16 protein-coding genes are annotated in these 23789 nt (G+C 74.0%); 2 read left to right on the top strand and 14 right to left on the bottom strand.

Features of this window, described 5'->3' with window-relative positions:
• Window positions 1–24: 24 nt before the first annotated feature.
• Window positions 25–2634 (bottom strand): class III lanthionine synthetase LanKC, encoded by a 2610-nt coding sequence (gene lanKC, locus ACWEO5_RS05925; protein ID WP_452160519.1) that lies wholly within the window; start codon window positions 2632–2634, stop codon window positions 25–27.
• Window positions 2635–3468: 834 nt separating this feature from the next.
• On the opposite strand from lanKC, the gene ACWEO5_RS05920 reads away from it, so the two are divergent.
• Window positions 3469–4536, top strand: a complete 1068-nt coding sequence (locus ACWEO5_RS05920; RefSeq protein WP_452160517.1) for a ParB-like protein — start codon at window positions 3469–3471, stop codon at window positions 4534–4536.
• A gap of 132 nt (window positions 4537–4668) precedes the next feature.
• Here the strand turns inward: ACWEO5_RS05920 and ACWEO5_RS05915 are convergent, their stop codons facing one another.
• Window positions 4669–5562: a LamG domain-containing protein gene (locus tag ACWEO5_RS05915; protein WP_452160515.1), complete on the bottom strand. Its 894-nt coding sequence runs from the start codon at window positions 5560–5562 to the stop codon at window positions 4669–4671.
• A gap of 184 nt (window positions 5563–5746) precedes the next feature.
• Between ACWEO5_RS05915 and ACWEO5_RS05910 the strand changes: the two genes are divergently transcribed.
• Window positions 5747–6559 carry an HAD family hydrolase gene (locus ACWEO5_RS05910; RefSeq protein ID WP_344553993.1) on the top strand — a complete coding sequence of 271 codons (813 nt, stop codon included), beginning with the start codon at window positions 5747–5749 and terminating at the stop codon, window positions 6557–6559.
• A gap of 13 nt (window positions 6560–6572) precedes the next feature.
• Here the strand turns inward: ACWEO5_RS05910 and ACWEO5_RS05905 are convergent, their stop codons facing one another.
• The 12 genes from ACWEO5_RS05905 to ACWEO5_RS05850 all read right to left on the bottom strand — a co-directional run bounded on the left by ACWEO5_RS05905 (window position 6573) and on the right by ACWEO5_RS05850 (window position 23787).
• Window positions 6573–7493, bottom strand: a complete 921-nt coding sequence (locus ACWEO5_RS05905) for a DUF72 domain-containing protein (protein WP_452160513.1) — start codon at window positions 7491–7493, stop codon at window positions 6573–6575.
• Window positions 7494–7698: 205 nt separating this feature from the next.
• The gene (locus tag ACWEO5_RS05900; RefSeq protein ID WP_452160511.1) at window positions 7699–9489 is read right to left on the bottom strand and encodes a sensor histidine kinase; all 1791 of its coding nucleotides are present in this window, start codon (window positions 9487–9489) and stop codon (window positions 7699–7701) included.
• A 58-nt stretch (window positions 9490–9547) separates the two neighbouring features.
• Window positions 9548–13126 carry a thiol reductant ABC exporter subunit CydD gene (gene cydD, locus ACWEO5_RS05895; RefSeq protein WP_452160509.1) on the bottom strand — a complete coding sequence of 1193 codons (3579 nt, stop codon included), beginning with the start codon at window positions 13124–13126 and terminating at the stop codon, window positions 9548–9550.
• A 17-nt stretch (window positions 13127–13143) separates the two neighbouring features.
• Window positions 13144–14151: a cytochrome d ubiquinol oxidase subunit II gene (gene cydB, locus ACWEO5_RS05890; RefSeq protein WP_452160507.1), complete on the bottom strand. Its 1008-nt coding sequence runs from the start codon at window positions 14149–14151 to the stop codon at window positions 13144–13146.
• Window positions 14152–14162: 11 nt separating this feature from the next.
• Entirely contained in the window at window positions 14163–15704 is a 1542-nt protein-coding gene (locus ACWEO5_RS05885; RefSeq protein WP_452160505.1) for a cytochrome ubiquinol oxidase subunit I, read from the bottom strand.
• 200 nt (window positions 15705–15904) lie between these two features.
• Complete coding sequence (locus tag ACWEO5_RS05880) at window positions 15905–17368, bottom strand: sensor histidine kinase (RefSeq protein ID WP_452160503.1); 1464 nt, start codon at window positions 17366–17368, stop codon at window positions 15905–15907.
• Window position 17369: 1 nt separating this feature from the next.
• Complete coding sequence (locus tag ACWEO5_RS05875; RefSeq protein WP_344553985.1) at window positions 17370–18131, bottom strand: response regulator transcription factor; 762 nt, start codon at window positions 18129–18131, stop codon at window positions 17370–17372.
• Window positions 18132–18277: 146 nt separating this feature from the next.
• Window positions 18278–18895, bottom strand: a complete 618-nt coding sequence (locus ACWEO5_RS05870; RefSeq protein WP_452160500.1) for a hypothetical protein — start codon at window positions 18893–18895, stop codon at window positions 18278–18280.
• 15 nt (window positions 18896–18910) lie between these two features.
• On the bottom strand, window positions 18911–20113 hold the full coding sequence (locus ACWEO5_RS05865; RefSeq protein WP_452160498.1) for an ABC transporter permease: 1203 nt from the start codon (window positions 20111–20113) through the stop codon (window positions 18911–18913).
• Window positions 20110–20886, bottom strand: a complete 777-nt coding sequence (locus tag ACWEO5_RS05860; protein WP_344553981.1) for an ABC transporter ATP-binding protein — start codon at window positions 20884–20886, stop codon at window positions 20110–20112. The genes ACWEO5_RS05865 and ACWEO5_RS05860 overlap by 4 nt, the downstream gene beginning before the upstream one ends.
• Window positions 20886–22280: an efflux RND transporter periplasmic adaptor subunit gene (locus tag ACWEO5_RS05855; protein ID WP_452160496.1), complete on the bottom strand. Its 1395-nt coding sequence runs from the start codon at window positions 22278–22280 to the stop codon at window positions 20886–20888. The genes ACWEO5_RS05860 and ACWEO5_RS05855 overlap by 1 nt, the downstream gene beginning before the upstream one ends.
• 214 nt (window positions 22281–22494) lie before the next feature.
• A complete protein-coding gene (locus tag ACWEO5_RS05850; RefSeq protein ID WP_452160494.1) occupies window positions 22495–23787 on the bottom strand; it encodes a TrpB-like pyridoxal phosphate-dependent enzyme in 1293 nt (430 codons plus the stop codon).
• Window positions 23788–23789 lie beyond the last annotated feature (2 nt).

Genomic DNA, 23789 nt, shown 5'->3' with positions numbered 1-23789 from the left:
CGCGCGGCCGTTCCCGGTGCGGCGTCAGTTGCGCTCCCCTGCACCGGTCCAGGGCAGGAACGGGGTTCCGGCCAGGGCCGTGCCCAGGGCGAGCAGGATGCCGGCGGAGCCGGTGGCCAGGTCGGCGGACAGCCGCAGCAACTGGTCCCCGGGGAAGGCGGGGTGGCCCCGGTAGGTGACCTGGTGCAGGGCCAGCAGGGCGCGGTGGCGGTCGAGCAGCCTCCGGTCGTCGGCTTCCACCGTCCGGTGCCGGGTGAGTGCGAGGTAGCCGATCAGTCCGGCCCGGCCGTTGAACAGGCCCGGCTGGATGATGAATTCGGGTTCCGCGGCGCGGCGGATCGCCGCCTGGTGCCGGCCGGTGGGACTGTCCGGCCGGTGGGCGAGCAGGGCGTCGACGGCGAGCCCGATGCCGACGCTGCCGGTCTCGACGTACGGCAGGACACGGCGTCCGTCGACGACCTGGACGGTGCCGTCGGCGACGGCGGCACAGCGGTCGAGGTCGAGTTCGAGGAGCGTCTCGGCCTGGTCCAACAGGGTCCGGTCACCGGTGTGCTCGGCCAGCCGGACGAGGGCCAGGGCGGCCCCGGAGGCACCGGCGATCAGACCGGCGCGCCGCCGGGGGTCCGCCCGTCCGGCCTTCTCCAGGGTGGCGGCCGCGGAGCGGGCGAGGGCGAGGGCGTCGTCCAGGTACCGTTCGTCGTCGAGGGCGGCCGCGAAGTGCAGCAGTGCCAGGGCGATGCCGGGCCCGCCCGTCGCCAGCCCGGTGCCCGGGTCCCCGCCGGCCCGTTCGCCGGTCGCCCCGGGGCCCGGCGGACGGGTCGGCGGGGCTGCGCGTTCGAGCAGGCGGAGGGCCGCCTCGCGCTCGCCGAGCAGGTCGAGGACGTACGCGACGCCGTGGCTGCCGTGGTAGAGGCCGGGCACGGTGGCCCGGGTGCGGGCGGCGTCGACGAGCCAGCGGACGTGCTCGGGGTCGACGGCGGCGCCGGTGGCGTGCAGGGCGTACAGGACGCCCGCGGCACCGTGGGCGATCCCGAGCCCGCCCTGGGTGAACTGGGCGACGTCGCCGGGGAACAGCCGGTCGGTGCGGTCGGGGGTGGCCGTGGCGGCGATCCCGTCGGCCAGGGCGTCCCTGATCCGGGGCCAGTCCGGCTCCGCCGCGGCCAGCAGGGCGCGCGCCTCGGCGCGCCCCCGGCCCAGTTCGGGCCGTTCGGCCCGGCCGTCGCGCGGGGCGGCACCGAGGTAGCGGCGGATCGGCTCCGTGAACCCGGCCGGGACGGGGAAGCGGGCCTCGATGGCGTCGGCGAGTTCCCCGGCCTTGCCGGGGTCGAGCGCGGGGAGCTGCGCCAGCGGGTAGAACAGCCAGAGTCGGACGGCGGCCAGCGCGTAGCGGTCGATCTCCGCTCCGGTGTAGCCCTTCGGTGCGGTGAAGCCGGCGGCACCGAGCGCCGGGCGGATGAACTCCTCGGCCGTGCTGGCCAGTTCGAAGTCGATGAAGCAGAGCTCGCCGTCCGGGCGCAGGATCAGGTTGCGGGGGTGGAGGTCACCGAACACCACTCCGCGGTCATGGATGCCGGCCAGCGTCCGTTCCAGCCGGTCGACGATCCCGAGGGCGTCGCGGGTGTAGGCGGCGACGGCGTCCGGGTCGGCGTCCGGGTGGACGAGCGGGTACTGGGCGGTCAGCCATTCGCTGAGCGAACGGCCCTCGACGTACTCCTGGACCAGGAACTCGTGCTCCCAGACCGTCAGCAGCCCGTACTGCTCCGGCACTCCGGGCAGACCGGCGAGCCGGGTCAGGACCCGGTGCTCGTTGCGGAGCCGGGTGACGGCGTCCACCCCGCGCTGGTCGAGGCCGGCGAGCGGACGGGCCTCCTTGAGCACCACCTGCGGGCCGTCCGCCCCGGCGGCGCGCCCCAGGTAGACGCCACCGGCGTTGGAGAAGTGCAGCACGCGCTCGACGGTGTAGGGCAGTCGGTCGTCGCGCCGGGCGGCGCGGGCCGCGACGGCGGCGGCCACGAAGGGCGGCACCGGCGCCCAGTCGGGTACGGCGAACCCGGGTCCGCGCACGTCGGGCACCCGCCGGCCGTCGGGGCGGGTGAGTGCGAGCACCCGCTCGCCCGCCTCGTTGTGGCAGTACTGCTCGGCGAAGCCGCCGTACCGCAGGTAGAGCGGGCCCTCGCCCCAGCGCAGGTCGCTGAGGACATACGGACCGCGCCGCCCGGCGAGCAGCGGACCGAGGCCGTCGAGACATCGCTCCAGCGCGTCGTCGTCGACCGGGTAGATCGTGCAGAACTTACCGCTGGCGCCGCGCGCCGCGTACTTGGAGTTCTGGACCTGGAGGATCGGCAGTCCGCGGAGGAACTTGAAGGCGATCCGCTCCCGCAGGCAGTACGCGAAGACCGTCTCCAGCACGTCTTCGGCGTCCTCGGCGCACGAGGACACGTGGACCTTCCAGCCCTGGTCCGGCAACCGCACCCCGGTGGGCCTGACCACGGCCCAGATCTCCAGGTCGCCGCGCTCCCAACCGGCCGGCAGCGGGCGGGCGACGGCGTCGAACTCCTCGGCGGCGCTCCAACGGCGGGGGGAGTCGTAGAAGAGCGGGTCTGCGTAGGCGTACGCCTCGTAGCGGTTGTCCAACGGAACCTCCTCGGCGCGGGGGTGCGGACGGGCCGTGGCGCCGGCCGGCGGTGCAGGGGGAGCCCCTCGCCGCCGGTGCGACAACCAGAAGTATTGATTCCCTACGAGTTTGTGAACAACGGAGCGCGGATTCCGTTCCGGCGCAATAAACGCACCGGGCGTGCATTTCGCCCCGCGGGCGAGCCGCAGCGCCGATATGCGCGCCCCCGCCGGCGCGTCGCCTTCTCCGCCGCCGGCCGCGAGGCCGTTCGGCCACCGCGCCGCCCCGTCGATCAACGGCCCGAACTGCTGATTCGAGGCGACCGGTGGACCGGTTCGCCCGACTGCCGCGACCCGGCCGCCGGGGAGCCACCGGCGCGCGAAGGCACAATCACGTCCGGACGAAAAAATTAACGCTGCTCGCATTTTTGTTCGCACCGAAGATTTTCCGCCAAATGGTCCGGCGAATCGTCGTCGGGCCGGAATCCGGCACCGCACGCGGACGCACGGACCCGGCGCCACCGTGGTCACCGGGAAGGGCGGGGGACGGTGTCCGTGCACCCGCTAGCGCAGTGCCGTGGGCACGGATGCACGCTTGCTCGCCGATCTCGCCGAGCGCGGCGCCGACTCGTACGCCTCGCCCAGGCGCTGCACCGTCGCCGTCGACTCCTGGTGCGAGCCCTCCACGTGCTGGGCGAACTCCGGGGTCGCCGGCGCGGGCCGCGGCCGCGCGGGCGGGCGGGCGGGCGGATTTCGTTCTGGTGCGTTCTCCGGGAGTCCACGGGGGTGCCCCCTGGCGTTGGCCGGGCGCTGGCACGCTCACCGGTCGAATCCAGCCATTTCGCAGGGAGTGCCATGCGTTTCCGAGTCCCGTCCGCCGTGCCGCTGCTGGCGGTCGGCGCGGCCCTGGCCAGCGTCGCCACCACCGCTCCGGCCGCGTTCGCCGCGCCCGGGGCGCCGGGTGAGCGTCCCTCGTTCTGCGGTCACGACAACCGAAAGACGCCCTTCGCCCCGTACCTGTGCGCCGAGCCGGGCCAGCTGCTGGACGTGCGGATCGGCGACGTGCACCCGACCCAGCCGTCGCTCGGCTACGACGAGGTGTACTACAAGCTCGGCCGGTACACCCTGGGCAAGGACGCGGTCAACAAGAAGTTCAGCGACTGGTGCGAGGCCGACGGCCGGATCGAGGCGGTCGCGGTGCAGCCGGGCGCGCGCCTGGACGACCCGTCCTCGTTCACCTGCACGCTGCCGGTGGGCGGCGAGACCGCGGACAGCACCGCCGCGATGAAGACCGTGGTGATCGGCCCGGGCGGCGAGCCGTTCCTGACCGACGGGCACCACACCCTGACCTCGTTCTACGAGACCCCGGACGGCGGCGCGGACCTGCACGTGCGGCTGCGGGTGCTGGCCAACCTGAGCACGCTGACCCAGAAGGACTTCTGGGCGCGGATGCAGGCCGAGAAGTGGGTGTACCTGAGCGACCCCGAGGGCAACCCCGTCAAGGTCAACAAGCTGCCGACCTCGGTCGGGCTGGCGAACTTCCAGGACGACAAGTACCGCAGCCTGCTCTACTTCGGCCGCGACATCGGCTACACCCAGGACTCGGTGCCGTTCCAGGAGTTCTACTGGGGCAGCTGGATCCGGGACGCCGCGCCGGTCGACCTGTCGGCCTGGGACCGCAACGACCTGACCAGCTACCTGGCCGCGGTCGAGGGCACCACCCGGGCGATGACCGCGCTGCCGAAGACCGCGCCGATCGGCAGCGGCTTCACCGCCGGCGGCCTGGACGCGCTGGACCAGTGGAACGCCGGGAAGGCCGCCAACAAGGGCGAGTTCGACAAGCTGAGCAAGCCCTACTCGGACGCCAAGCCGGGCAAGCTGGCGTACGCGCTGGAGTACAAGCGGGTCAACGGCCTGGGCTGACCGCCCACTTGACGCCGGCTGGACGCCCGCTCGGCGCCCGCGCAGCACCCGGTCGGCCTCCGCGGGAGTCGCGGAGACCGACCGGGCGTCCGGCCGACCGGGGAGCGGGGAGAGGGCGGAGGCGGGAGCGGGTCAGGGGGCGACGAAGCGTGCGAACGGCGACGGGGCGTCCTTCCCGGCGGACCGGACGGCGTCGACCTGCTCGGCGGTGAGCGCCTTCTTCCAGACCCGGACGTCCGCGATCGCGCCGTTCCAGGGCTTCACCCACAGGCCGCTGTAGCGGATCCGGCCGAACTCCAGCGGGCCGGTGGAGGCGAGCACCCGCGGCGCCTCGGTGGTCTGGGCGAGGACGCCGTCGACGTACAGCGAGATGGTGCCGTCCTTCTTGCTGTAGACGCCGGTGAGCAGGGTCCAGCGGCCGGTGACGGCCTCGGCCTGGGAGGCCGCCGTCGCGCTCTTGGCGATCTCGGAGTCGGTCTGCACCTTGAAGACCCAGCGGTTGCGGAGCTTGTCGGACGCGTCGTCCCGGCCGAGGAAGAACGAGAAGAACTGGGTGCCGTTCTGCGAGACAGCCGCCTTCGGGGTGGTGTCGACGTCGATCCGGACCAGCGCCGAGACGGTGAAGTCGGCACCGGTGTCCACCGCCCCGGTCTCCGACTCGGCGAAGCCCTGCGGGGTGCCGCCCAGCAGCAGCGACTGCCCCTCGTGACCGGTCGCGGTGTCCAGCTTCGCGGTCGGACCGAGCGTCAACTTGGGTGTGACGGTGGCCGGTTCGGGCGGCGGGGCGCTGCTGCTCTGCTGCGCCCGGGTCGTCGGACCGTCGTCGGACATGGTCAGCGCCAGCGCCAGGGCGCCGCCGCCGAGCACGACCACCCCGGCGGCGACGGCGACGATCCGCAGCATCCGCCGCCGACGGGTCTCCCGCTCCGCGGAGTCGGCCATCGCCTGCCAGTACTCGGTGCTGCCGGGGCCGGACTGCGGCCCCCCGCCCGGCCCGTAGCCCCCGCCCATGCCCGTGTTCGCCACGTTCTCCGCCCCATTCGATCCGCGTCCGGCCGTGTCCGCCCCGTTCCGTGGTGAAACTCTAGGCGGCGGTGTTCCCCCGCAGTAGCCCAGGGCGGGGTGCGCCCGCCGCCACCGGGCGGGTCCGCGCCGGGCGAGTGCGCGCCGGGCGGGTCCGGTTGTCCGGCGAGTGCGCGAAGATGGATGGATGACCCCCTCGCCGCGCCCCCGCCTGATCGCCACCGACCTCGACGGCACGCTGCTGTGCTCCGGCGGCACGGTGACCGCCCGGACGGCCGCCGCGCTGGCCGCAGCCGAGGCCGCCGGGGTGCAGGTGGTGTTCGTCACCGGGCGGCCGCCGCGCTGGATGCGGCACCTCGGCCCGCACATCGGCGGGCACGGGGTGGCGATCTGCTCCAACGGCGGCGCGGTGGTCGACGTCCGGCGCGGCGAGCTGCTGGAGACCAGCCCGCTCGACCCGGCCGGGACGCTCACCGTGGTGGAGCGGCTGCAGGCCGAACTGCCCGGCACCGCCTTCGCGTTCGAGTTCCCGGGCGGCTTCGCCCGGGAGCCGGGGTACAACGTGGTGATGTGGGAGTCCGACAAGGAGCACCCGGTGGGCACCGCCGCCGAGCTGCTCGCCGCCGGGCAGGTCGACGGCCTGTTCAAGATCCTGGGCAAGCACCCCGACCTCTCCCCCGACGAGTTCCTGGACCGGGCCCGGGCCGCCGTCGGCCCGCTCGCCGAGGTGACCCGCTCCAGCCCGATCCCGCTGGTGGAGATCAGCGCCCCCGGTGTCACCAAGGCCAGCAGCCTGGCCCGCTGGTGCGCCCAGCAGGGCATCGACGCGGCCGAGGTGGTGGCCTTCGGCGACATGCCCAACGACCTGGAGATGCTGGCCTGGGCCGGCCAGTCCTACGCCGTCGCCAACGCCCACCCGCTGGTGCTGGCCGCCGTGGCGCAGCACACCGTCAGCAACGAGCAGGACGGCGTCGCCGCGGTCATCGAGACGCTGCTCTGACCTCCGCCCGCCCTCACAGGCCCAGGTCCAGCTCCGGCTCCGGGGGAGGCTCCGGCCCCCGGGGCGGGTCCAGGCCGAGCAGGTCGGCCATCGTTCCGGCGGCCCGGACGGCGGCGTCGCCGCAGCAGTTGTTGAACAGGACGTGCACCTCCCGGGCCCGGTCGGCCATCGCGCGCACCCGCGGCAGCCAGGCGGCGAGTTCCTCCGGCGGGTAGTCGTGGCGGAAGCGGTCCTCCTTCGAGCCGGTGCCCCAGGCCGGGCTGCGGCCGTGGAAGCGGACCACCGCGAGGCGCGGGGAGGTGACCGGGGCGACCGGCGGCATCGAGGTGGGCAGGCCCTGCGCGGTGTCCACGGCGACGGCGGCCGCGTCCAGCTCGGCCAGCAGGGCGCGGGTGCCGGCGGCGAGGTCGGGCCGCCACCAGTCGGGGTGGCGGAACTCCACCGCCAGCGGCCAGCCCGCGGTGCGCTCGCGGCACTCGCGCAGCAGCGCCCGGGCCGACGCGTCCGGCGCCAGCCGCGGCGGGAACTGGAACAGCAGGGTGCCGAGCCGGCCGGCCGCGCGCAGCGGTTCCAGGGCGCCGCCGAACCGGGCCCACACCTCGTCCAGCAGCCCCGGGTCGTCCCGCCGCACCGGGCCGTCCCGCCCGGCCGGACGCAGGTCGGCGGGCAGTGCGGCGGCCCGGGTGGGGTGGCCGGTGAGCAGCGAGAACGCCTTCACGTCGAAGCGGAACCCGGCGGGCGTGCGCTCGACCCACAGGGTGCTGTTGCGGGTGCTGGGCAGCGCGTAGTAGGTGGCGTCGACCTCGACGACCGGGAACCTGGTCGCGTAGTGGCGCAGCCGGCCCTCGGCGTCCCGGCGGCCCGCCGGGTACCAGCCGCTGGCCAGCAGTTCCTTGTCCGTCCAGGAGCAGGCGCCGACCCTGATCTCTCCCATGCGACCGCGCCTGCCCCGTCCGGCCCGATCGATGCCCGAGCCGCCGTGACGAACGGGCCGCCGTGACGAACGGGCCGCCGTGACGGCCGGGCCGCCGCGACGAACGGGCCGCCCTGACCGGCCGGGCCGCCCTGACCGGCCGGGCCGCCGCGACGAACGGGCCGCCCTGACCGGCCGGGCCGCCGCGACGGCCGGAGCGCCGTCGTCAGAGCCGGGCGGTCCAGCGGACCCGGGTGCCCTTGCCGTGCGGGCCGGTCTCGTGCCAGGCGTCGCCGCCGAGCGCCTCGGCCCGGCGGGTGAGGTTGCGCAGGCCGGAGCGGCGGCCGCCCTCCGGGATGCCGACGCCGTCGTCGGTGACGGTGAGCAGGACGCCGGGCGGGCCGGTGCGGGTGGGCGAGGGGGAGAGCGGGCGGCCGTCCTCGCCGAGGTGGACGGTGGCGTCCAGTTCGACCGCGACCCGGGAGGCGCGGGCGTGCCGGGCCGTGTTGGAGAGCATCTCGCGCAGCGCGGCCAGCAGTTGGCGGGAGGTCTTCTCGCCGACCAGGCTCTCCACCGGGCCGGCGAAGGTGACGGTGGGCTTGAAGCCGAGCGCCGCCGCGGCCTGGCTGCCCTCGCGCAGCACCCGGGTGCGCAGGGTGTCCGGCTGGTCGTCGGTGTCGCCGTGCTGGAGCGCGTAGATGGTGGTGCGGACCTCCTGGATGGTGGCGTCCAGCTCGTCCACGGCCTGGCCGAGCCGCTCCTGCACCTCGGGGACGACGGCCCGGCGGGCGGCCGACTCCAGCATCATGCCGGTGGCGAAGAGCCGCTGGATGACCAGGTCGTGCAGGTCGCGGGCGATCCGGTCGCGGTCCTGGAAGACCGCCAGCCGCTGCTGGTTGCGCTGGTACTCGGCCAGCCGCAGGGCGAGCGCGGCCTGCGAGGCGAAGGTCTGGGAGAGCTGCCGTTCGGTGTCGGTGAACGGCACCGTCCCGGCCTCGCGCCACACGCACAGCGCGCCCAGCACCCGGCCCGCGGAGACCATCGGCACCGCCATCGCCGGGCCGAACTCCCGGGCCAGCCGGTCGAACTGGGCGTCGGAGGCGGTCGCCGGGGCGGTCGCCAGGTCGTCCAGGTAGAGCGCCTCGCCGGCCAGCAGCCGGGGGGCGAAGCCGCCCTCCGGCAGCAGTTCGCCGGTCAGGTGGTCGGCCCGCTCGCCGGAGGCGTGCGCCACCCGCATCCGGTCCTCGCCGGCCGGGAGCAGGATCATCCCCAGTGCGCCGTCGGCGAGCTCGCGGACCTGCTCGGCGGCGACCGTCAGCGCGATCTGCGCCTCGTCGGTGGACAGCAGCGAGGTGGTGACCGCGGCCGCGCCGGTGATCCAGCGCTCGCGGCGGCGGCCCTGCTCGTACAGCCGGGAGTTCTCGATCGCCACGCCCGCGGCCGCGCCGAGCGCCAGCACCACCTGCTCGTCCTCGGGCGTGAAGGCGCCGCCGCCCTTCTTGCCGGTCAGGTAGAGGTTGCCGAACACCTCGCCGCGGACCCGGATCGGCACCCCGAGGAAGGACACCATCGGCGGGTGGTGCGGCGGGAAGCCGACCGAGCGCGGGTCGGTGGACAGGTCGGTCAGCCGCAGCGGCCGCGGGTCGTCGATCAGCGCGCCCAGGATGCCTTGGCCGGTGGGCAGGTGGCCGATCCGCTTCGCCGTCCGGTCGTCGATGCCGATGTGGATGAAGTCCGACAGGCCGCTGCCGTTCGGGTTCACCACGCCCATCGCCGCGTAGTCGGCGTCCACCAGCTCGGCCGCGCCCGCGGCGATCCGCTGCAGGGTGGCGTGCGGGTCCAGGCCCGCGCCGACCGACACCACCGCCTCCAGCAGCCGCTGCATCCGGTCGGTGACCGCGGCGGCCGACTGGAGCCGCTCGGAGACCTCGGTGACCAGGGTGTCCAGCCCGAGCGAGGAGATCTCGGGGATGCGCGGCCGGCCGCCCGTGGCGGCCGGCTCCTCCGGCGTCTGCATGTCACCAGTGTGCACGTCTGTCATGGTTTGCCCCATTCCCCGGGACGGCCGGACCGGATCAGGCCGCCACCCGCTCGCCCGCCGCCTCGGCTGGCGGCCCGCCCGCAGGCCCGGCCGCCGGCTCGCCCGCCCGTTCCCGCTCGACCATCCCCGCCAGCCGGCCGCCCGGCCGGGCCGCCAGCTCCGACCAGCGGCCGCGCTCGACCACCCGGCCGCCGTCCAGCACCAGCACCTCGTCCACGCTGCCGTCGTCCAGCCCGGCCAGCCGGTGGGTGATCAGCAGCGTGGTGCGGCCCGCGGTGGCGGCCAGCAGGTCGGCGGTCAGCGCGTCCGCGGTGGCGACGTCCAGGTGCTCGGCGGGCTCGTCCAGCACCAGCACCGGGAAGTCCGCGAGCAGCGCCCGGGCCAGTGCGAGGCGCTGGCGCTGGCCGCCCGACAGCCGGGCCCCGTGCTCGCCGACCATGGTGTCCAGGCCCGCCGGCAGGCCGTCCACCCACTCCAGCAGCCGGGCCCGGGCCAGCGCCGCCCGCAGCGCCGCCTCGTCGGCGTCCGGCCGGGCGAGGCGCAGGTTCTCCCGGACCGAACTGTCGAAGACGTGCGCGTCCTGCGCGCACAGCCCGACCACCCGGCGGACGTCCTCGCCCGCCAGCTGCCGGGTGTCGGTGCGGCCGGCCAGCAGCACCGACCCGGCCGTGGGCTCGACGAAGCGCAGCAGCGCCTGCGCCAGCGTGGTCTTGCCCGACCCGGACGCCCCGACCACCGCGATCCGCCGCCCGGCCGCCAGTTCCAGGCCGACGCCGGACAGCGCGTCCCGCTCGGCGCCCGGCCAGCGCACCGTCAAGTCGTTGACAGTGATGGGGAGTTGGACGGCGGGAAGCGGCTGCGGCGCGGCCGGCTCGCGGACCGGGAGCGGGGCGGCCAGCACCTGCTCCAGCCGCTCCCGGGCGGCCCGGGCCCGCTCCCGGTGCCGGACCGCGAGCGGCATCCCGGCCACTGCCTCGAACGCGGCCAGCGGCGTCAGCACCACCACCGCCAGGCACACCCCCGGCAGCGTCCCCGCCGCCACCGCGCTCACCCCGACCGCCGACGCCGCCGCCACCGTCAGGCCCGACACCAGCGCCACCAGCCCCGCCGAGAGGCCGCCCGCAGCGGCCGAGCGGGCCGCCAGCCGGGTCAGCACGCCGTCGGCGTCGGCCGCCGCGCCCAGCCGGCCCGGCAGCGCGCCCGCGACGGTCAGCTCGGCCGTGCCGGTCAGGGTGTCGACCACCGCGGTCGCCAGCTCGCCGCGCGCGGGCGCGTGCCGGCGCTCCGTCCGGCCGGAGACCCGCCGCTCCAGCGCCGGGACGGCCGCGCCCGCCAGCAGCAGCCCGAGCGCCAGCACCAGGCCGGCGAGCGGCAGGAACGCGGCCAGCGCCGCCGAGGCGCCCAGCGAGACCAGCACCGCCACGGCGGCCGGGAGCCGCCAGCGCAGGTGGAAGTCCTGCACCGCGTCGACGTCCGCGACCAGCCGGGACAGCAGGTCGCCGCGCCGGAACTGCGGCAGCCCGGCCGGGGCCAGCCGCTCCAGCCTGCGGTAGACCGCCGTCCGCACCCCGCCCAGCGCCTTCAGCACCGCGTCGTGCGCCACCAGCCGCTCCGCGTACCGGAACACGCTCCGTCCGATGCCGAACGCCCGCACCGAGGTCACCGCGACCATCAGGTACAGCACCGGCGGCATCTGCGAGGCCCGCGAGATCAGCCAGCCGGAGGTGCCCATCAGCGCGACGGCGCAGCCCAGCGCGAGGGCGCCGAGCAGGACGGCGAGCCAGAACCGGGGAACGCGGGCGACGACACCCGGGGGCGTGGGGAACTGCGCGGGCCGGGCGGCGGCCGGGTCGGGCTCCGACGCATCCTCCGTCCTGCGGTCCGTGCCCTGCCGGGCGGCCCCTTCGAGCGGCAGGTCATTGTCGTGCCGGGTCTGCGGGACGGTGCCTTCCGCTTCGCGCAGTTCCCCGCGCCCCTGGTTCCGCGCCTGCGACGGCCCCGGGAGGTGGACGTGGTGGTCGGCGAGGGCGGTGAGGGCCGGGCGGTGGGTGATGAGCAGGACGGTGCGGTCGAGGGTGCGCAGGGTGTCGAGGAGGGCGGCCTCGGTGACGGGGTCGAGGTGGGCGGTGGGTTCGTCGAGGATCAGGACGGGGCGGTCGGCGAGCAGGGCGCGGGCCAGCGCGAGGCGCTGGCGCTGGCCGGCGGAGAGGCCGTGGCCGTTCTCGGCGAGGCGGGCGTCGAGGGTGGTGAAGTCGACGTGCGCGGCGGCGAGGGCGGCGGCGAGCCGCTCCTCGCTCGCGTCGGGGCGGGCGAGCCGGACGTTCTCGGCGACGGTGCCGGCGAACAGGTGCGGGTGCTGCGGGACCCAGGCGACCTGGGCGTGCCAGTCGGCCGGGTCGGTGTCGGCGAGGTCCTGCTCGCCGAGCAGGACCCGGCCGCCGTCGGGGCGGACGAAGCCGAGCAGGGCGGCGGCGAGGGTGGACTTGCCGGCGCCGCTCGGGCCGGTGAGGACGGTGGTGCGCCCGGCCGGGACGGTCATCGAGAAGCCGGACAGGGTCGCGCCGCCGCGGCCGGGGTGGCGCACCGTCAGGTCCTCGACCCGCAGGTCGGTGCCGGTCGGGGCGGGCCGGGTGCCGGTGGCCGGGAGCGGGGTCTCCAGCACCTCGAAGATCCGTCCGGCGGCGGCCAGGCCCTCCGCGCTGGAGTGGAAGAGCGCGCCGACCTGGCGGATCGGCAGGTAGACCTCGGGGGCGAGGACGAGCACCAGCAGGCCGGTCTCCAGGTCGAGGGTGCCGTTGACCAGCCGGAAGCCGATCGAGACGGCGACCAGGGCGACCGAGAGGGTGGAGAGCAGTTCCAGCGCGAAGGAGGAGACGAAGGCGAGCCGCAGGGTGCGCAGGGTGGCGCGCCGGTAGTCCTCGGTGATCCGGCCGATCGCGGCGGCCTGGGCGCGGGCCCGGCCGAAGACCTTGAGGGTGGGCAGTCCGGCGACCACGTCGAGGAAGTGGTGGGAGAGCCGGGAGAGTCCGGCGAACTGGCGGTCGGTGCGGGCCTGGGTGGCGTACCCGATCAGGATCATGAACAGCGGGATCAGCGGCAGGGTGACGCAGACGATCGCGGCGGACTCCCAGTCGGCGCCGAGGATCCGGACCAGCACCACCAGCGGGACGACCACGGCGAGGGCGAGCTGCGGGAGGTAGCGGGCGAAGTAGTCGTCGAGGGCGTCGACGCCGCGGGTGGCGAGGGTGGCGAGGTCGCCGGTGCGGCGGCCGGTGAGGTAGCCGGGGCCGAGCGCGGTGGCGTGGTCGAGCAGCCGGCGGCGCAGGGTGGACTTCACGGTGGCCACCGAGCGGTGGGCGGTGAGTTCGGTGAGCCAGGCGACCAGGGCCCGGCCGAGCGAGACGCCCGCCAGGCCGAGCAGCTGCCCCCACATCCCGGGCCGGCCGTCCTGGAAGGCGCCGACCACCAGCGAGGCGATCAGCGCGGCCTGGGCGATCAGCAGGAGCGCGCCCGCCCCGCCGAGGAGGACGGATCCGGCGAGAAAGGCGCGGGTGGTGCGGGCGTGCGCCAGCAGCCGGGGGTCGATCGGGCGCGTCCGCTGCTGGCGGTCCATCTGTTCTGCTCCTGCGGTCAGTGGTGCGCGGCGGCGGGGATGTGCTGGACGCCGATCCGGCGGCGGAAGACCCAGTACGTCCAGCCCTGGTAGAGCAGCACGAGCGGGGTGAAGACCACCGCGACGACCGTCATCACCTTGAGCGTGTAGGGCGAGGACGAGGCGTTGGTGACGGTCAGCGACCAGTCCGGGTTCAGCGTGGAGGGCATCACGTCGGGGAACAGCGACAGGAAGAGCATCCCGACGGCGGCGACGACGGTCAGGCCGCTGAGCGCGAACGCCCAGCCCTCGCGGGCCAGCCGGTTGGCGCCGAGCGCACCGAGCAGGGCGAGGACGGCGACGACCAGCGCGGCCAGGCTCCAGCCGTTGCCGGAGTGCGCCTGCGTCCAGACCAGGAAGACCAGGGCGAGCACCGCGGTGGCCAGGCCGAGCGCGGTGGCCTGGGCGCGGGCCCGGACCCGGATCTCGCCGGCGGTCTTGAGCGAGGCGAACACCGCGCCGTGGAAGGTGAACAGCGTCAGGGTGGTGAGGCCGCCGAGCAGCGCGTACGGGTTCAGCAGGTCCCAGAGGGTGCCGACGTAGTTCTTGTCGGCGTCGATGTCGACGCCGTGCACGATGTTGGCGAAGGCGACGCCCCACAGGAAGGCGGGCAGCAGCGAGGTCCAGAAGATGGCCAGTTCCCAGTTGCGCTGCCAGCGTTCGCCGCTGCGCTGGTGCCGGTACTCGAAGGAGACGCCGCGGACGATCAGGCAGACCAGGATCAGCAGCAGCGGGATGAAGAAGCCGCTGAACAGGGTGGCGTACCAGTCGGGGAAGGCCGCGAAGGTGGCGCCGCCCGCGGTGAGCAGCCAGACCTCGTTGCCGTCCCAGACCGGGCCGATGGTGTTGATCAGGACGCGGCGCTCGGCGGTGTCGCGGGCCAGCAGCCGGGTGAGGATGCCGATGCCGAAGTCGAAGCCCTCCAGGAAGAAGTAGCCGATCCACAGGACGGCGATCAGGACGAACCAGAGGTCGTGCAGGTGCATGTGATCCGTCCTCAGTACGCGAAGGCGAGGGGCTGGTCGGCGTCCTCGTCGTCGGAGGGGCCGCGCAGGGTCGGGTCCTTGGCGGGCGGCTGCTCGGAGGTGTCGGGCCCGGCGGCGGCGTACTTGGCGAGCAGCTTGACCTCGATGACGGCGAGGATCGCGTAGAGCACGGTCAGCGTGGTCAGGCCGACCACCTGGGTGCCGACGGTGACGTTGGGGGAGACCGCGTCGCGGGTGCGCATCAGGCCGAACACCACCCAGGGCTGGCGGCCCATCTCGGTGAAGATCCAGCCGAAGCTGTTGGCGACCAGCGGGAAGCCCATGGTGAGGATGCCGATCCGCCAGCTCCACCGGGTGAAGAAGACGTTCATCTCGCGGTTCTTGGTGAGCATCAGCTTCGGCGGCTCGTCCTCGCCGGTGCGGTGCTCGGGGGCGAGCCAGAACTTCCGGCGGGTGGTCCACAGGCCGATCAGCGCGGCGGCGAAGGACGTCATGCCGAAACCGATCATCAGCCGGAAGCCCCAGTAGGTGACGAAGATGTTGGGGATGTAGTCGTCGGGCTGTCCGCCGTACTTCGCCGCCTCGGCGGCGGCGGTGTCGTTGATGCCGGGCACCGAGGACGAGAAGTCGTTGTGGGCGAGGAAGGACAGTATCCCGGGGATCTCCAGCTCGACCGAGTTGTGGCCCTTGGACACGTCGCCGACCGCGAAGACCGAGAACGGGGCGGGCGCCTGGGTGTCCCACAGGGCCTCGGCGGCGGCCATCTTCATCGGCTGCTGCTCGAACATCACCTTGCCGAGGGTGTCGCCGCTGATCGCGGTGCCCAGGCCGGCCACCACGGCGATGGCCAGGCCGACCCGCAGCGAGGTGCGCATCGCGGCGGTCTTGCGCCGGTCGGTCTCCTTGCCCCGCTTGGCCCGCCACAGGTGGTAGCTGGCGATGCCGACCACGAAGGCGGCGCCGGTGAGGAAGGCGGCGGTGAGGGTGTGGAAGACCTGGACGACGGTGGTGTTCTGGGTCAGCACCCGGACGATGTCGGTGAGCTGGGCCTTCCCGGTGGCCGGGTCGATCTTGTAGCCGACCGGGTGCTGCATCCAGGAGTTCGCGGCCAGGATGAAGTACGCGGAGAGCGCGGTGCCGATCGCGACCAGCCAGATGCAGGTCAGGTGGACCTTCTTCGGGAGCCGGTCCCAGCCGAAGATCCACAGGCCGATGAAGGTGGACTCGAAGAAGAAGGCGATCAGCGCCTCCATCGCCAGCGGGGCGCCGAACACGTCGCCGACGAAGCGGGAGTAGTCGGACCAGTTCATGCCGAACTGGAACTCCTGGACGATGCCGGTGACCACGCCCATGGCGATGTTGATCAGGAAGAGCTTGCCCCAGAACTTGGTGGCGTGGAAGTACTTCTCCTTGCCCGTGCGCACCCAGGCGGTCTGCAGGCCGGCCACGATCGAGGCCAGGCTGATCGTGAGGGGCACGAACAGGAAGTGGTAGACGGTGGTGATGCCGAACTGCCAACGCGAGACGGTCTCGTGAGCGACTGCTAGGTCCACTGCGCCCTCTCTCGGAATCTGCCTATACCGGACAAAAGGAAGATCTAACACGCGAACGCGCCGTACCATCCCAAGCTTGTCCGCTTGTGAACGTGAACACGTTCACAAGGTCAGTATCCATGATGCTTATCGGAGCGGTCGCAGGGGGTGGCGTTTCGGACCGGGAGCGGCTGACCCGGGGTCAGCGGGCCCCCGAAGGGTCAGTGCTGGTGCGGCAGCGAGAGCCGGAAGGCCGCGCCGTCGCCCGGCGCGGTGCGCAGGGTCAGCTCGCCGCCGTGCGCCGACACCAGGGCGCTGGCGATCGCCAGGCCCAGGCCCGAACCGCCGCTCTCCCCGGCCCGGCGGCTGCGCGAGGCGTCCGCCCGGTAGAAGCGCTCGAACACCTGGACGGCCTGCTCCTCGTCCAGGCCCGGCCCCCGGTCGGCGACCTCCAGCAGGCAGCCGCCCTCCGAGCGGCCCACGCCGATCCGCACCGCGGTGCCGGACGGGGTGTGCTTGACCGCGTTGCCCACCAGGTTGGTCACCACCTGGCGCAGCCGGGCCTCGTCGCCCAGCACCGGGGCGGCCTGCGGGGCGCCCTCGCCGTTCGGGCCGGTCAGCGCGACCGGGCGGCCCGGGTCCAGCGCGGTCAGGTCGTGCAGGGCGTCCGCGGCCAGCGTGCGCAGGTCCATCGGGGCCAGGTTGAGCGGGCGCTCCTCGTCCAGGCGGGCCAGCAGCAGCAGGTCCTCGACCAGCGCGCCGAGGCGCACCGCCTCCGACTCGATCCGGTCCATCGCCCGGTCCACGTCCTGCAGCGCGCCCATCCGGTGCAGCTCGGCGAAGCCGCGGATGCCCGCCAGCGGGGTGCGCAGCTCGTGCGAGGCGTCCGCGACGAAGCGGCGCATCCGCTGCTCGGAGGCGGCCCGGGCGGCGAACGCCGTCTCGATGTGGGTGAGCATCCCGTTCAGCGCCGCGGACAGCCGGCCCGCCTCGGTCCGGGCCGGCAGCTCCGGCATCCGGTACGACAGGTCGCCGTCGGCGATCCGCTGGGCGCCCGCCTCCAGCTGGCGCAGCGGGCGCAGCCCGGCCCGCACCGCGAGCGCGCCCAGGCCCGCGATGCCGACCAGCACCGCGCCGCCGATGGTCAGGAAGGTGGTGCGCAGGTGCGAGATGGTGGACTGCACGTCCGCCAGCGGCACCGCGACCTGCACGTACTTGGGCGCCCCCGGGTCGCCCGCCACGCCGCGCTGCAGCGGCAGCACCAGCGAGCGCCACTCGGTGGCCCGCGGCCCGGAGGCGGTGAACGGCTCGTCCAGCCGCTCGGTCAGCCCCTTGCGGTCCAGCCCGGGCAGCTGCGGGTCCGGGTCGGACTCGCTCAGCGGCTGCCGGATCACCGACAGCACCGAGCCGTCCTCGGCCAGGTAGCGCACCACGTACTCGCTGGGCAGGCCCTGGCCGGAACGGCGGCTGACGGTCTGGGTGCTGCTGAACACCGAGACGGTGCTCTGCTTGGACGGCGTCCGGTGCGACAGCGGTTCGGCGAACCGGTCGAGCTGCTCGTCGGCCCGGTCCACCAGCTGCCCGCGGACGGTGCCCAGCACCAGGGTGTCGCTCACCACCAGGCCGGTGGTGACCAGCAGCAGCGCGAGCACCAGCAGGCGCACCCGCAGCGAGAAGCGGGCCATCTCAGCCGTTCGGCGGGCGGCGCAGCGCGTAGCCGATGCCGCGCACCGTGTGGATCAGCTTGGGGCCGTGCGCCGGGCCGGAGTCGAGCTTGCGGCGCAGGTAGGAGATGTACGACTCGACGATCGACAGGTCGCCGCCGAAGTCGTACGCCCACACGTGGTCGAGGATCTGCGCCTTGGAGACCACCCGGCCGACGTTGGCCATCAGGTAGTGCAGCAGCTTGAACTCGGTGGGGGAGAGCGAGACCGGGACGCCGCCGCGGGTGACCTCGTGCGCGGTCGGGTCCAGGGTGAGGTCGGCCACCACCAGGCGGCCGTCGTCGGCGGGGCCGCCGGCCCGGCGCAGGATCGCCCGGATCCGGGCGATCAGCTCCTCCAGGCTGAACGGCTTGGTGACGTAGTCGTCGGCGCCGACCGCCAGGCCCTGCACCTTGTCGCCGGTGCCGTCCTTGGCGGTCAGGAACAGCACCGGGACGTGCTCGGGGCTCTGCGGCCACTGGGTCTGGTCGCGCAGGCGCTGCACCACGGTGAAGCCGTCCAGGTCGGGCAGCATCACGTCCAGCACGACCAGGTCGGGGCGTTCGGCGGCGACCGCGTCCAGCGCCTCCTGGCCGGTGGCGGCGGAGGCCACCCGGAAGCCGGAGAAGCGCAGACTCGCCGAGAGCAGCTCGCGGATGTTCGGTTCGTCGTCCACGACCAGCAGGAAGGGCTCGCTCCCGGCCTGTCCTGCCGCCGCCGGGTTCGACTGCACTGCGCCTGACACGATTGCTCCGCCTCCCGGCCGGACGAATGGGCCACCCCGGACACCACGGGGCCTGTCCGCGGCGTCCGCCGGGCTGACCCGACCGGACACCGTCAGACAGACCCTAGCCCGACCAGGCTACGCAAAGTGAATGAAGATTGGATTAGTCATCCGCTCGTACCCGAACCGGTACCCGCGCCTCCCCCGGTGCCGCCGCCGGCGCCCCCGCGGCCACCGAAACCGCCCGCGGCGTTGCCCTCGGTGAGCTGGGTGGCGTTGTAGGAGCCGTCCTCGGCCTTGCTGCCCATCACGGTGACGGTCTGGCCGGGCTGCAGGTCGCCGACCTTGCCCTCCTTGGTGGTGGTGACCTTGGTGGAGTCGCCGGTGGTGATCTTGACGGTGGTGCCGTTCGCCTCGGTCAGGTAGACGGTGGTGCCGTCCACCGACTGCACGGTGCCGCGGGTGAAGCCGCCCGCCGCGCCGCCGGGGAACTGGCCGGTGCCGCCCGCCTGCCCGCCCGCCTGCCCGCCGAAGCCGCCGTAGCCGCCGCGGGTGCCGCCGCCGGGGAACTGGCCGCCTCCCGCCCCGGCCCGGTTGCCGGTGCCGCTGCTGGTGCCGCTGTCCTTCTGGTACCAGACGCCGCCCGCGAAGGAGAGCACGGCGATGACGCAGCCGGCCAGCGCCAGGGTCGGCCAGGGGAGCTTGCGGCGCGGTGGCGCGGCCAGCTCGGCGGTGATGTCACGGGCGTCCGGCGCGGTGGCCAGCAGCTCCTGGTCGTCAGACATGGGAGGAGTCTCCTTCTACTCGTGCCGGAGGGCGTCGATCGGGCGCAGCGCGGCGGCCCGGTTGGCGGGGTAGCTGCCGAAGAACAGTCCGATGGCGACGGCGATGCCGAAGGCGCCGAGCACCGACTCGGGGATCACCACCGGCTTGATGCCGACCACCGAGAAGTGCGAGCCGAAGACGCCGGCCAGCACGCCCAGCCCGGCGCCGATCACCGACAGCAGGGTGGACTCGGCGAGGAACTGGCCGAGGATGACCGCGCGGGGCGCGCCGAGCGCCTTGCGGATGCCGATCTCCCTGGTCCGCTCGGCGACCGTCACCAGCATGATGTTGGTGATGCCGATGCCGCCGACCAGCAGCGAGATCGCGGCGACCGCGCCGAGCAGGACGGTGAAGGTCTTGCCGGTGGACTCGCGGGCGCTCAGCAGCGAGGTCTGGTTGCTGACCCGGAAGTCGACCTTGCTGGCGTCCTTGATGGCGTGGGTGCCCATCAGGATCCGGGTGATGTCGGACTGCGCCTCGGTGGTGGTCTCGGCGGAGGACGCCTGCACCAGGATCTGGTTGACCGAGCCGAAGCCGGTGAACGCGTTCTGCACGGTCGGCAGCGGGGCGATCACCACGTCGTCGGGGTCGTTGAAGCCGGTGGAGCCCTTGGTCTTCAGCACGCCGACCACGGTGAACGGGGTGCCGCCGATGGTGATCTTCTTGCCGACCGGGTCCTCGGTGGCGAACAGCTCGGTGGCGGTGGTCGAGCCGAGCACCGCCACCTTGCGGGAGTTCAGCACGTCGTCGGCGGAGAAGTAGTCGCCCTTGCCGACCTTCAGGTTGGAGGTCTCGAAGTAGGCCGGGTAGGTGCCGACGATCTGCCCGGGCTGGTACGAGATGTTCCCGTACAGCGCGGTGCCGCTGGTGGTGACCACCGGCGCGACCGACTTGATGGACGGGGCGTCGGTGGCCGTGGCGAGCGCCTTGGCGTCGTCCACGGTGAGTTTCTTCGCGGCGGTCGCCGAGCCGCGCGAGGCGGAGGAGGAGACGGTCAGCGAGTTGGTGCCGAGCGAGGTGATCGAGTCCTTCACCGCCACCGAGGAGCCGTTGCCGACCGCGAGCAGCAGGATCACCGAGGCCACGCCGATCAGCACGCCGAGCATGGTCAGCGCGGAGCGCACCTTGTTGGCGGCCAGGCCGGCCACCGCGAAGCGGAGCATCTGCCAGGCGATCACGCGACCACCCCCGCGACGGCCAGGGCGGGCGGCGGCCCGTCGACCGGCGCCTGCCGGACGTCCGAGACGATCGCGCCGTCGACCAGCCGGACGACCCGCTTGGCGTGCAGCGCGACCTCGTCCTCGTGGGTGATCACCACCACGGTGCGGCCGCGCGCGTTGAGTCCGTCGATGATGCCCAGCACCTCCTCGGTGGAACGGCTGTCGAGGTTGCCGGTGGGCTCGTCGGCGAGCAGCATCGCGGGCGCGGTGACCAGCGCCCGGGCCACCGCGACGCGCTGCTGCTGGCCGCCGGAGAGCTGGTTGGGCTTGTGCCCGGCCCGGTCGGCCAGGCCGACCATGCCCAGCGCGGCCAGCGCCCGGCGGCGCCGCTCGGCGGCCCGCACGCCCGCGTAGGCCAGCGGCAGTTCGACCTGGGCCAGCGCGGTGGTGCGGGGCACCAGGTTGAAGGACTGGAACACGAAGCCGATCTTGCGGTTGCGGACCAGCGAGAGCTGGCCCTCGTCCAGGTGGCCGACGTCGGTGCCGTCCAGCAGGTAGCGGCCGGAGGTGGGCACGTCCAGGCAGCCCAGGATGTTCATCAGGGTCGACTTGCCCGAGCCGGAGGAGCCCATCACCGCGACGTAGTCGCCCTCCGCGATGTCCAGGTCGACGCCGAGCGGCTCGCCGCCACCGGTCATCGGCCCGCGCAGGGCGTGCACGACGGCGTCGCCGTGGCCGTACGACTTGGTGACCTTGCGGATCTGGATCACCGGGGGCTTGGCGGTGCGCATCAGCGGGTGCCTCCGGCGCCGCCGCCGCTGCGGGTGCCGCCGCCGAAGCCGCCGGCCGCACCGCCCGCCGCGCCGCCGAAGCCGCCCGCCGCGCCGCCCGCGCCCGGGAACTGGCCGGACGGGAAGCCGTTGCCGGTGCCCGCGGTGGTGGAGGTCAGCTCGACCTTCTCGCCCTCGGTCAGGCCCTCGGTGACCTGCACGGTGCTGTCGCCCTCGATGCCGACGGTGACCTGCACCCGCTCGGTGGAGCCGTCGTCGTGCACCACGGTCGCGGTGCGGGTGGATCCGGTGCCCTGGAGGGCCGCGGTGGGCACCGACAGGGCCTGCTCGGCGGAGCCGGTGGTCACCGAGATGGTGGCGCTCAGGCCGGTGCGCAGGGTCGAGGTGTCGCCGCTGATCTGCAGCGTCGCGCCGTACTGCACGGCCCCGTTGGTGGAGCTGGAGGGCAGCGAGGAGACCGACAGCACGGTCGCGTCCAGCTTGGTGTCGGACTGCGCGTTCAGCGTGACGGTGGCCGCCTGGCCCTTCTTCAGCTTGAGCGAGTCCAGCTCGGAGAAGTTCGCGGTGACCTCCATCCCGGACGGGTTGGTCAGCACGATGAAGCCGGACGGGGTGCTGCTGCTCGAACCGCTGCTGGTGGTACCGGTCTTGGCGCCGCCGGAGGAACCGGAGGAGCCGGAGGAGGAGGACGAGCCGGAGGAGCCGGTGCCGGAGACGGTGTCGCCGACCTTGTTGGCGATCGAGGCGACGGTGCCGTCGGTGGTCGCGGTGAGCGTCGTCCCGGTCAGCGCGTCCTTCGCGTTGGCGAGCGTCGCCTCGGCGTTGTCGACCTGCTGCTGGGCCGAGGCGACCTGCGCCTGGTCCACCTTCACGGTGGTCGTGGTGGTCGGCTGCGGGGTGCTCTGGGCACTCGCGCCGCCGGTGCCGCCGCTGCCGGCGCCGGTGCGGCTCGAACCCGACGAGCCGCTGCCGGACGTGCCGGCCACCGTGGTGGTGACCGTCTCGCCCGCCTCGGCCTTGGTCAGGTTGGCCTCGGCCGTGTTCAGCGCGGACTGCGCCTGGTCGACCTGCTGCTGGGCGGCGGCGGTGTCGACGGTGGCGAGCACCTCGCCCTTCTTCACCGCGTCGCCGACCGAGACCTTCACCGAGGTGAGCTTGCCGCCCGTGGTGAAGTCCTGCCCGGCGTCGGACGGTGAGAACAGCGTGCCCGATCCGGACACCGTGGCCTGGACCGTGCCCTTGGAGACGGTGGCGGTCCTGACCTTGGAGCTGGTCGCGGCCTTGCTGGTGCCGCTGTCCAGGGTGGTGTACGCCAGCGCGGCCCCGCCGAGCAGGGCCACGCCGAGCGCGGAGTTGACGAGGACGGCCCCACGCCGTCGCGGAAGCACCTTCATGGCGCAGAAGCATCGTCTCGTGCTCTTGCGCCGCTCTGTGCGGATCCTGAGCGCCGGCTGTGAACAGCGATCCGGACGAATCCCCGCGAACCGACCGCCCGGAGCCCGCCCGCCCACCGGCCGACCACCAGCCCTTGACCCTGCTCCCGGAAACCTCCCAGCAAAGTCCCGTCCCCGCTTCACGCGGGCGCGCCGAGCGGGGGCGGGGCGGGGGTCAGTCGGTGAGCTTCCCCGCGAAGTGGTCCAGGTACGCCTGCATGTCGAAGTGCCCGTGCCCGGACAGCGCGAACACGATCGCCCGCGACTCGCCGGACTCCCGGCAGGCCAGCGCCTCGTCGATCGCCACCCGCACCGCGTGGGTGGACTCCGGCGCGGGCACGATCCCCTCGGCCCGGGCGAAGGCCACGCCCGCCTCGAAGCAGGCGGTCTGCGGCACCGCGACGGCCTCGATCAGCCCGAGCTCCTTGAGGTGGCTGACGATCGGCGACATGCCGTGGTAGCGCAGCCCGCCGGCGTGGATCGCGGGCGGGGTGAAGCCGTGCCCCAGGGTGTGCATCTTCATCAGCGGGGTGGTGCCCGCGCTGTCGCCGAAGTCGTAGTCGTAGCGGCCCCGGGTCAGCGAGGGGCAGGACGCGGGCTCCACCGCGACCGCGCGGACCGCCCGGCGGCCCGCCAACTGCTCGCCCAGGAACGGGAAGGCCAGCCCGCCGAAGTTGGAGCCGCCGCCGGCCGCGCCGATCACCACGTCCGGGTAGTCGTCGATCCGGGCGAACTGGGCCAGCGCCTCCCGCCCGATCACCGTCTGGTGCAGCAGCACGTGGTTCAGCACCGAGCCGAGCGCGTACTTGGCCCGGCCGCCGGCCGCCGCCACCGTCTCGACCGCCTCGGAGATCGCCAGCCCGAGGCTGCCGGTGGCCGCCGGGTCGGCCGCCAGCGCGGCCCGCCCGGCGGCGGTCAGTTCGGAGGGCGAGGCGTGCACCGAGGCGCCGTAGGTCTCCATCAGGGCCCGCCGGTAGGGCTTCTGGTCGTAGGAGACCCGGACCATGAAGACCTCGCAGTCCAGCTCCAGGAAGGAGCAGGCCAGGCCGAGCGCGCTGCCCCACTGCCCGGCGCCGGTCTCGGTGACCAGGCTGGTCACCCCGGCCGCCTTGTTGTAGTGCGCCTGCGCCAGCGCGGTGTTGAGCTTGTGCGAGCCGGTCGGGTTGCCGCCCTCGTACTTGTAGTAGATCCGGGCGGGGGTGCGCAGCGCCCGCTCCAGCCGCTCGGCGCGGACCAGCGGCGCGGGGCGGAAGCGGCGGTACAGGTCGAGGACCGGGCCGGGGACGTCCACCTCGCGCGGGCCGCCGAGCTCCTGGGCGACGAGTTCGGCGGGGAACAGCGAGGCGAGGTCGTCGGCGGTGACCGGCTCCTTGGTGCCGGGGTGCAGCATCGGCGGGAGCGGCTCGGGCAGGTCCGGCAGGATGTTGTACCAGGCGGTGGGGATCAGGTCGGCGTCGTGCTGGCTCATCC

The organism is Kitasatospora sp. NPDC004272, from assembly GCF_053603035.1.
Note: the sequence above shows the minus strand (reverse complement) of the source record. Positions and strands in the feature narration are given on the sequence as shown.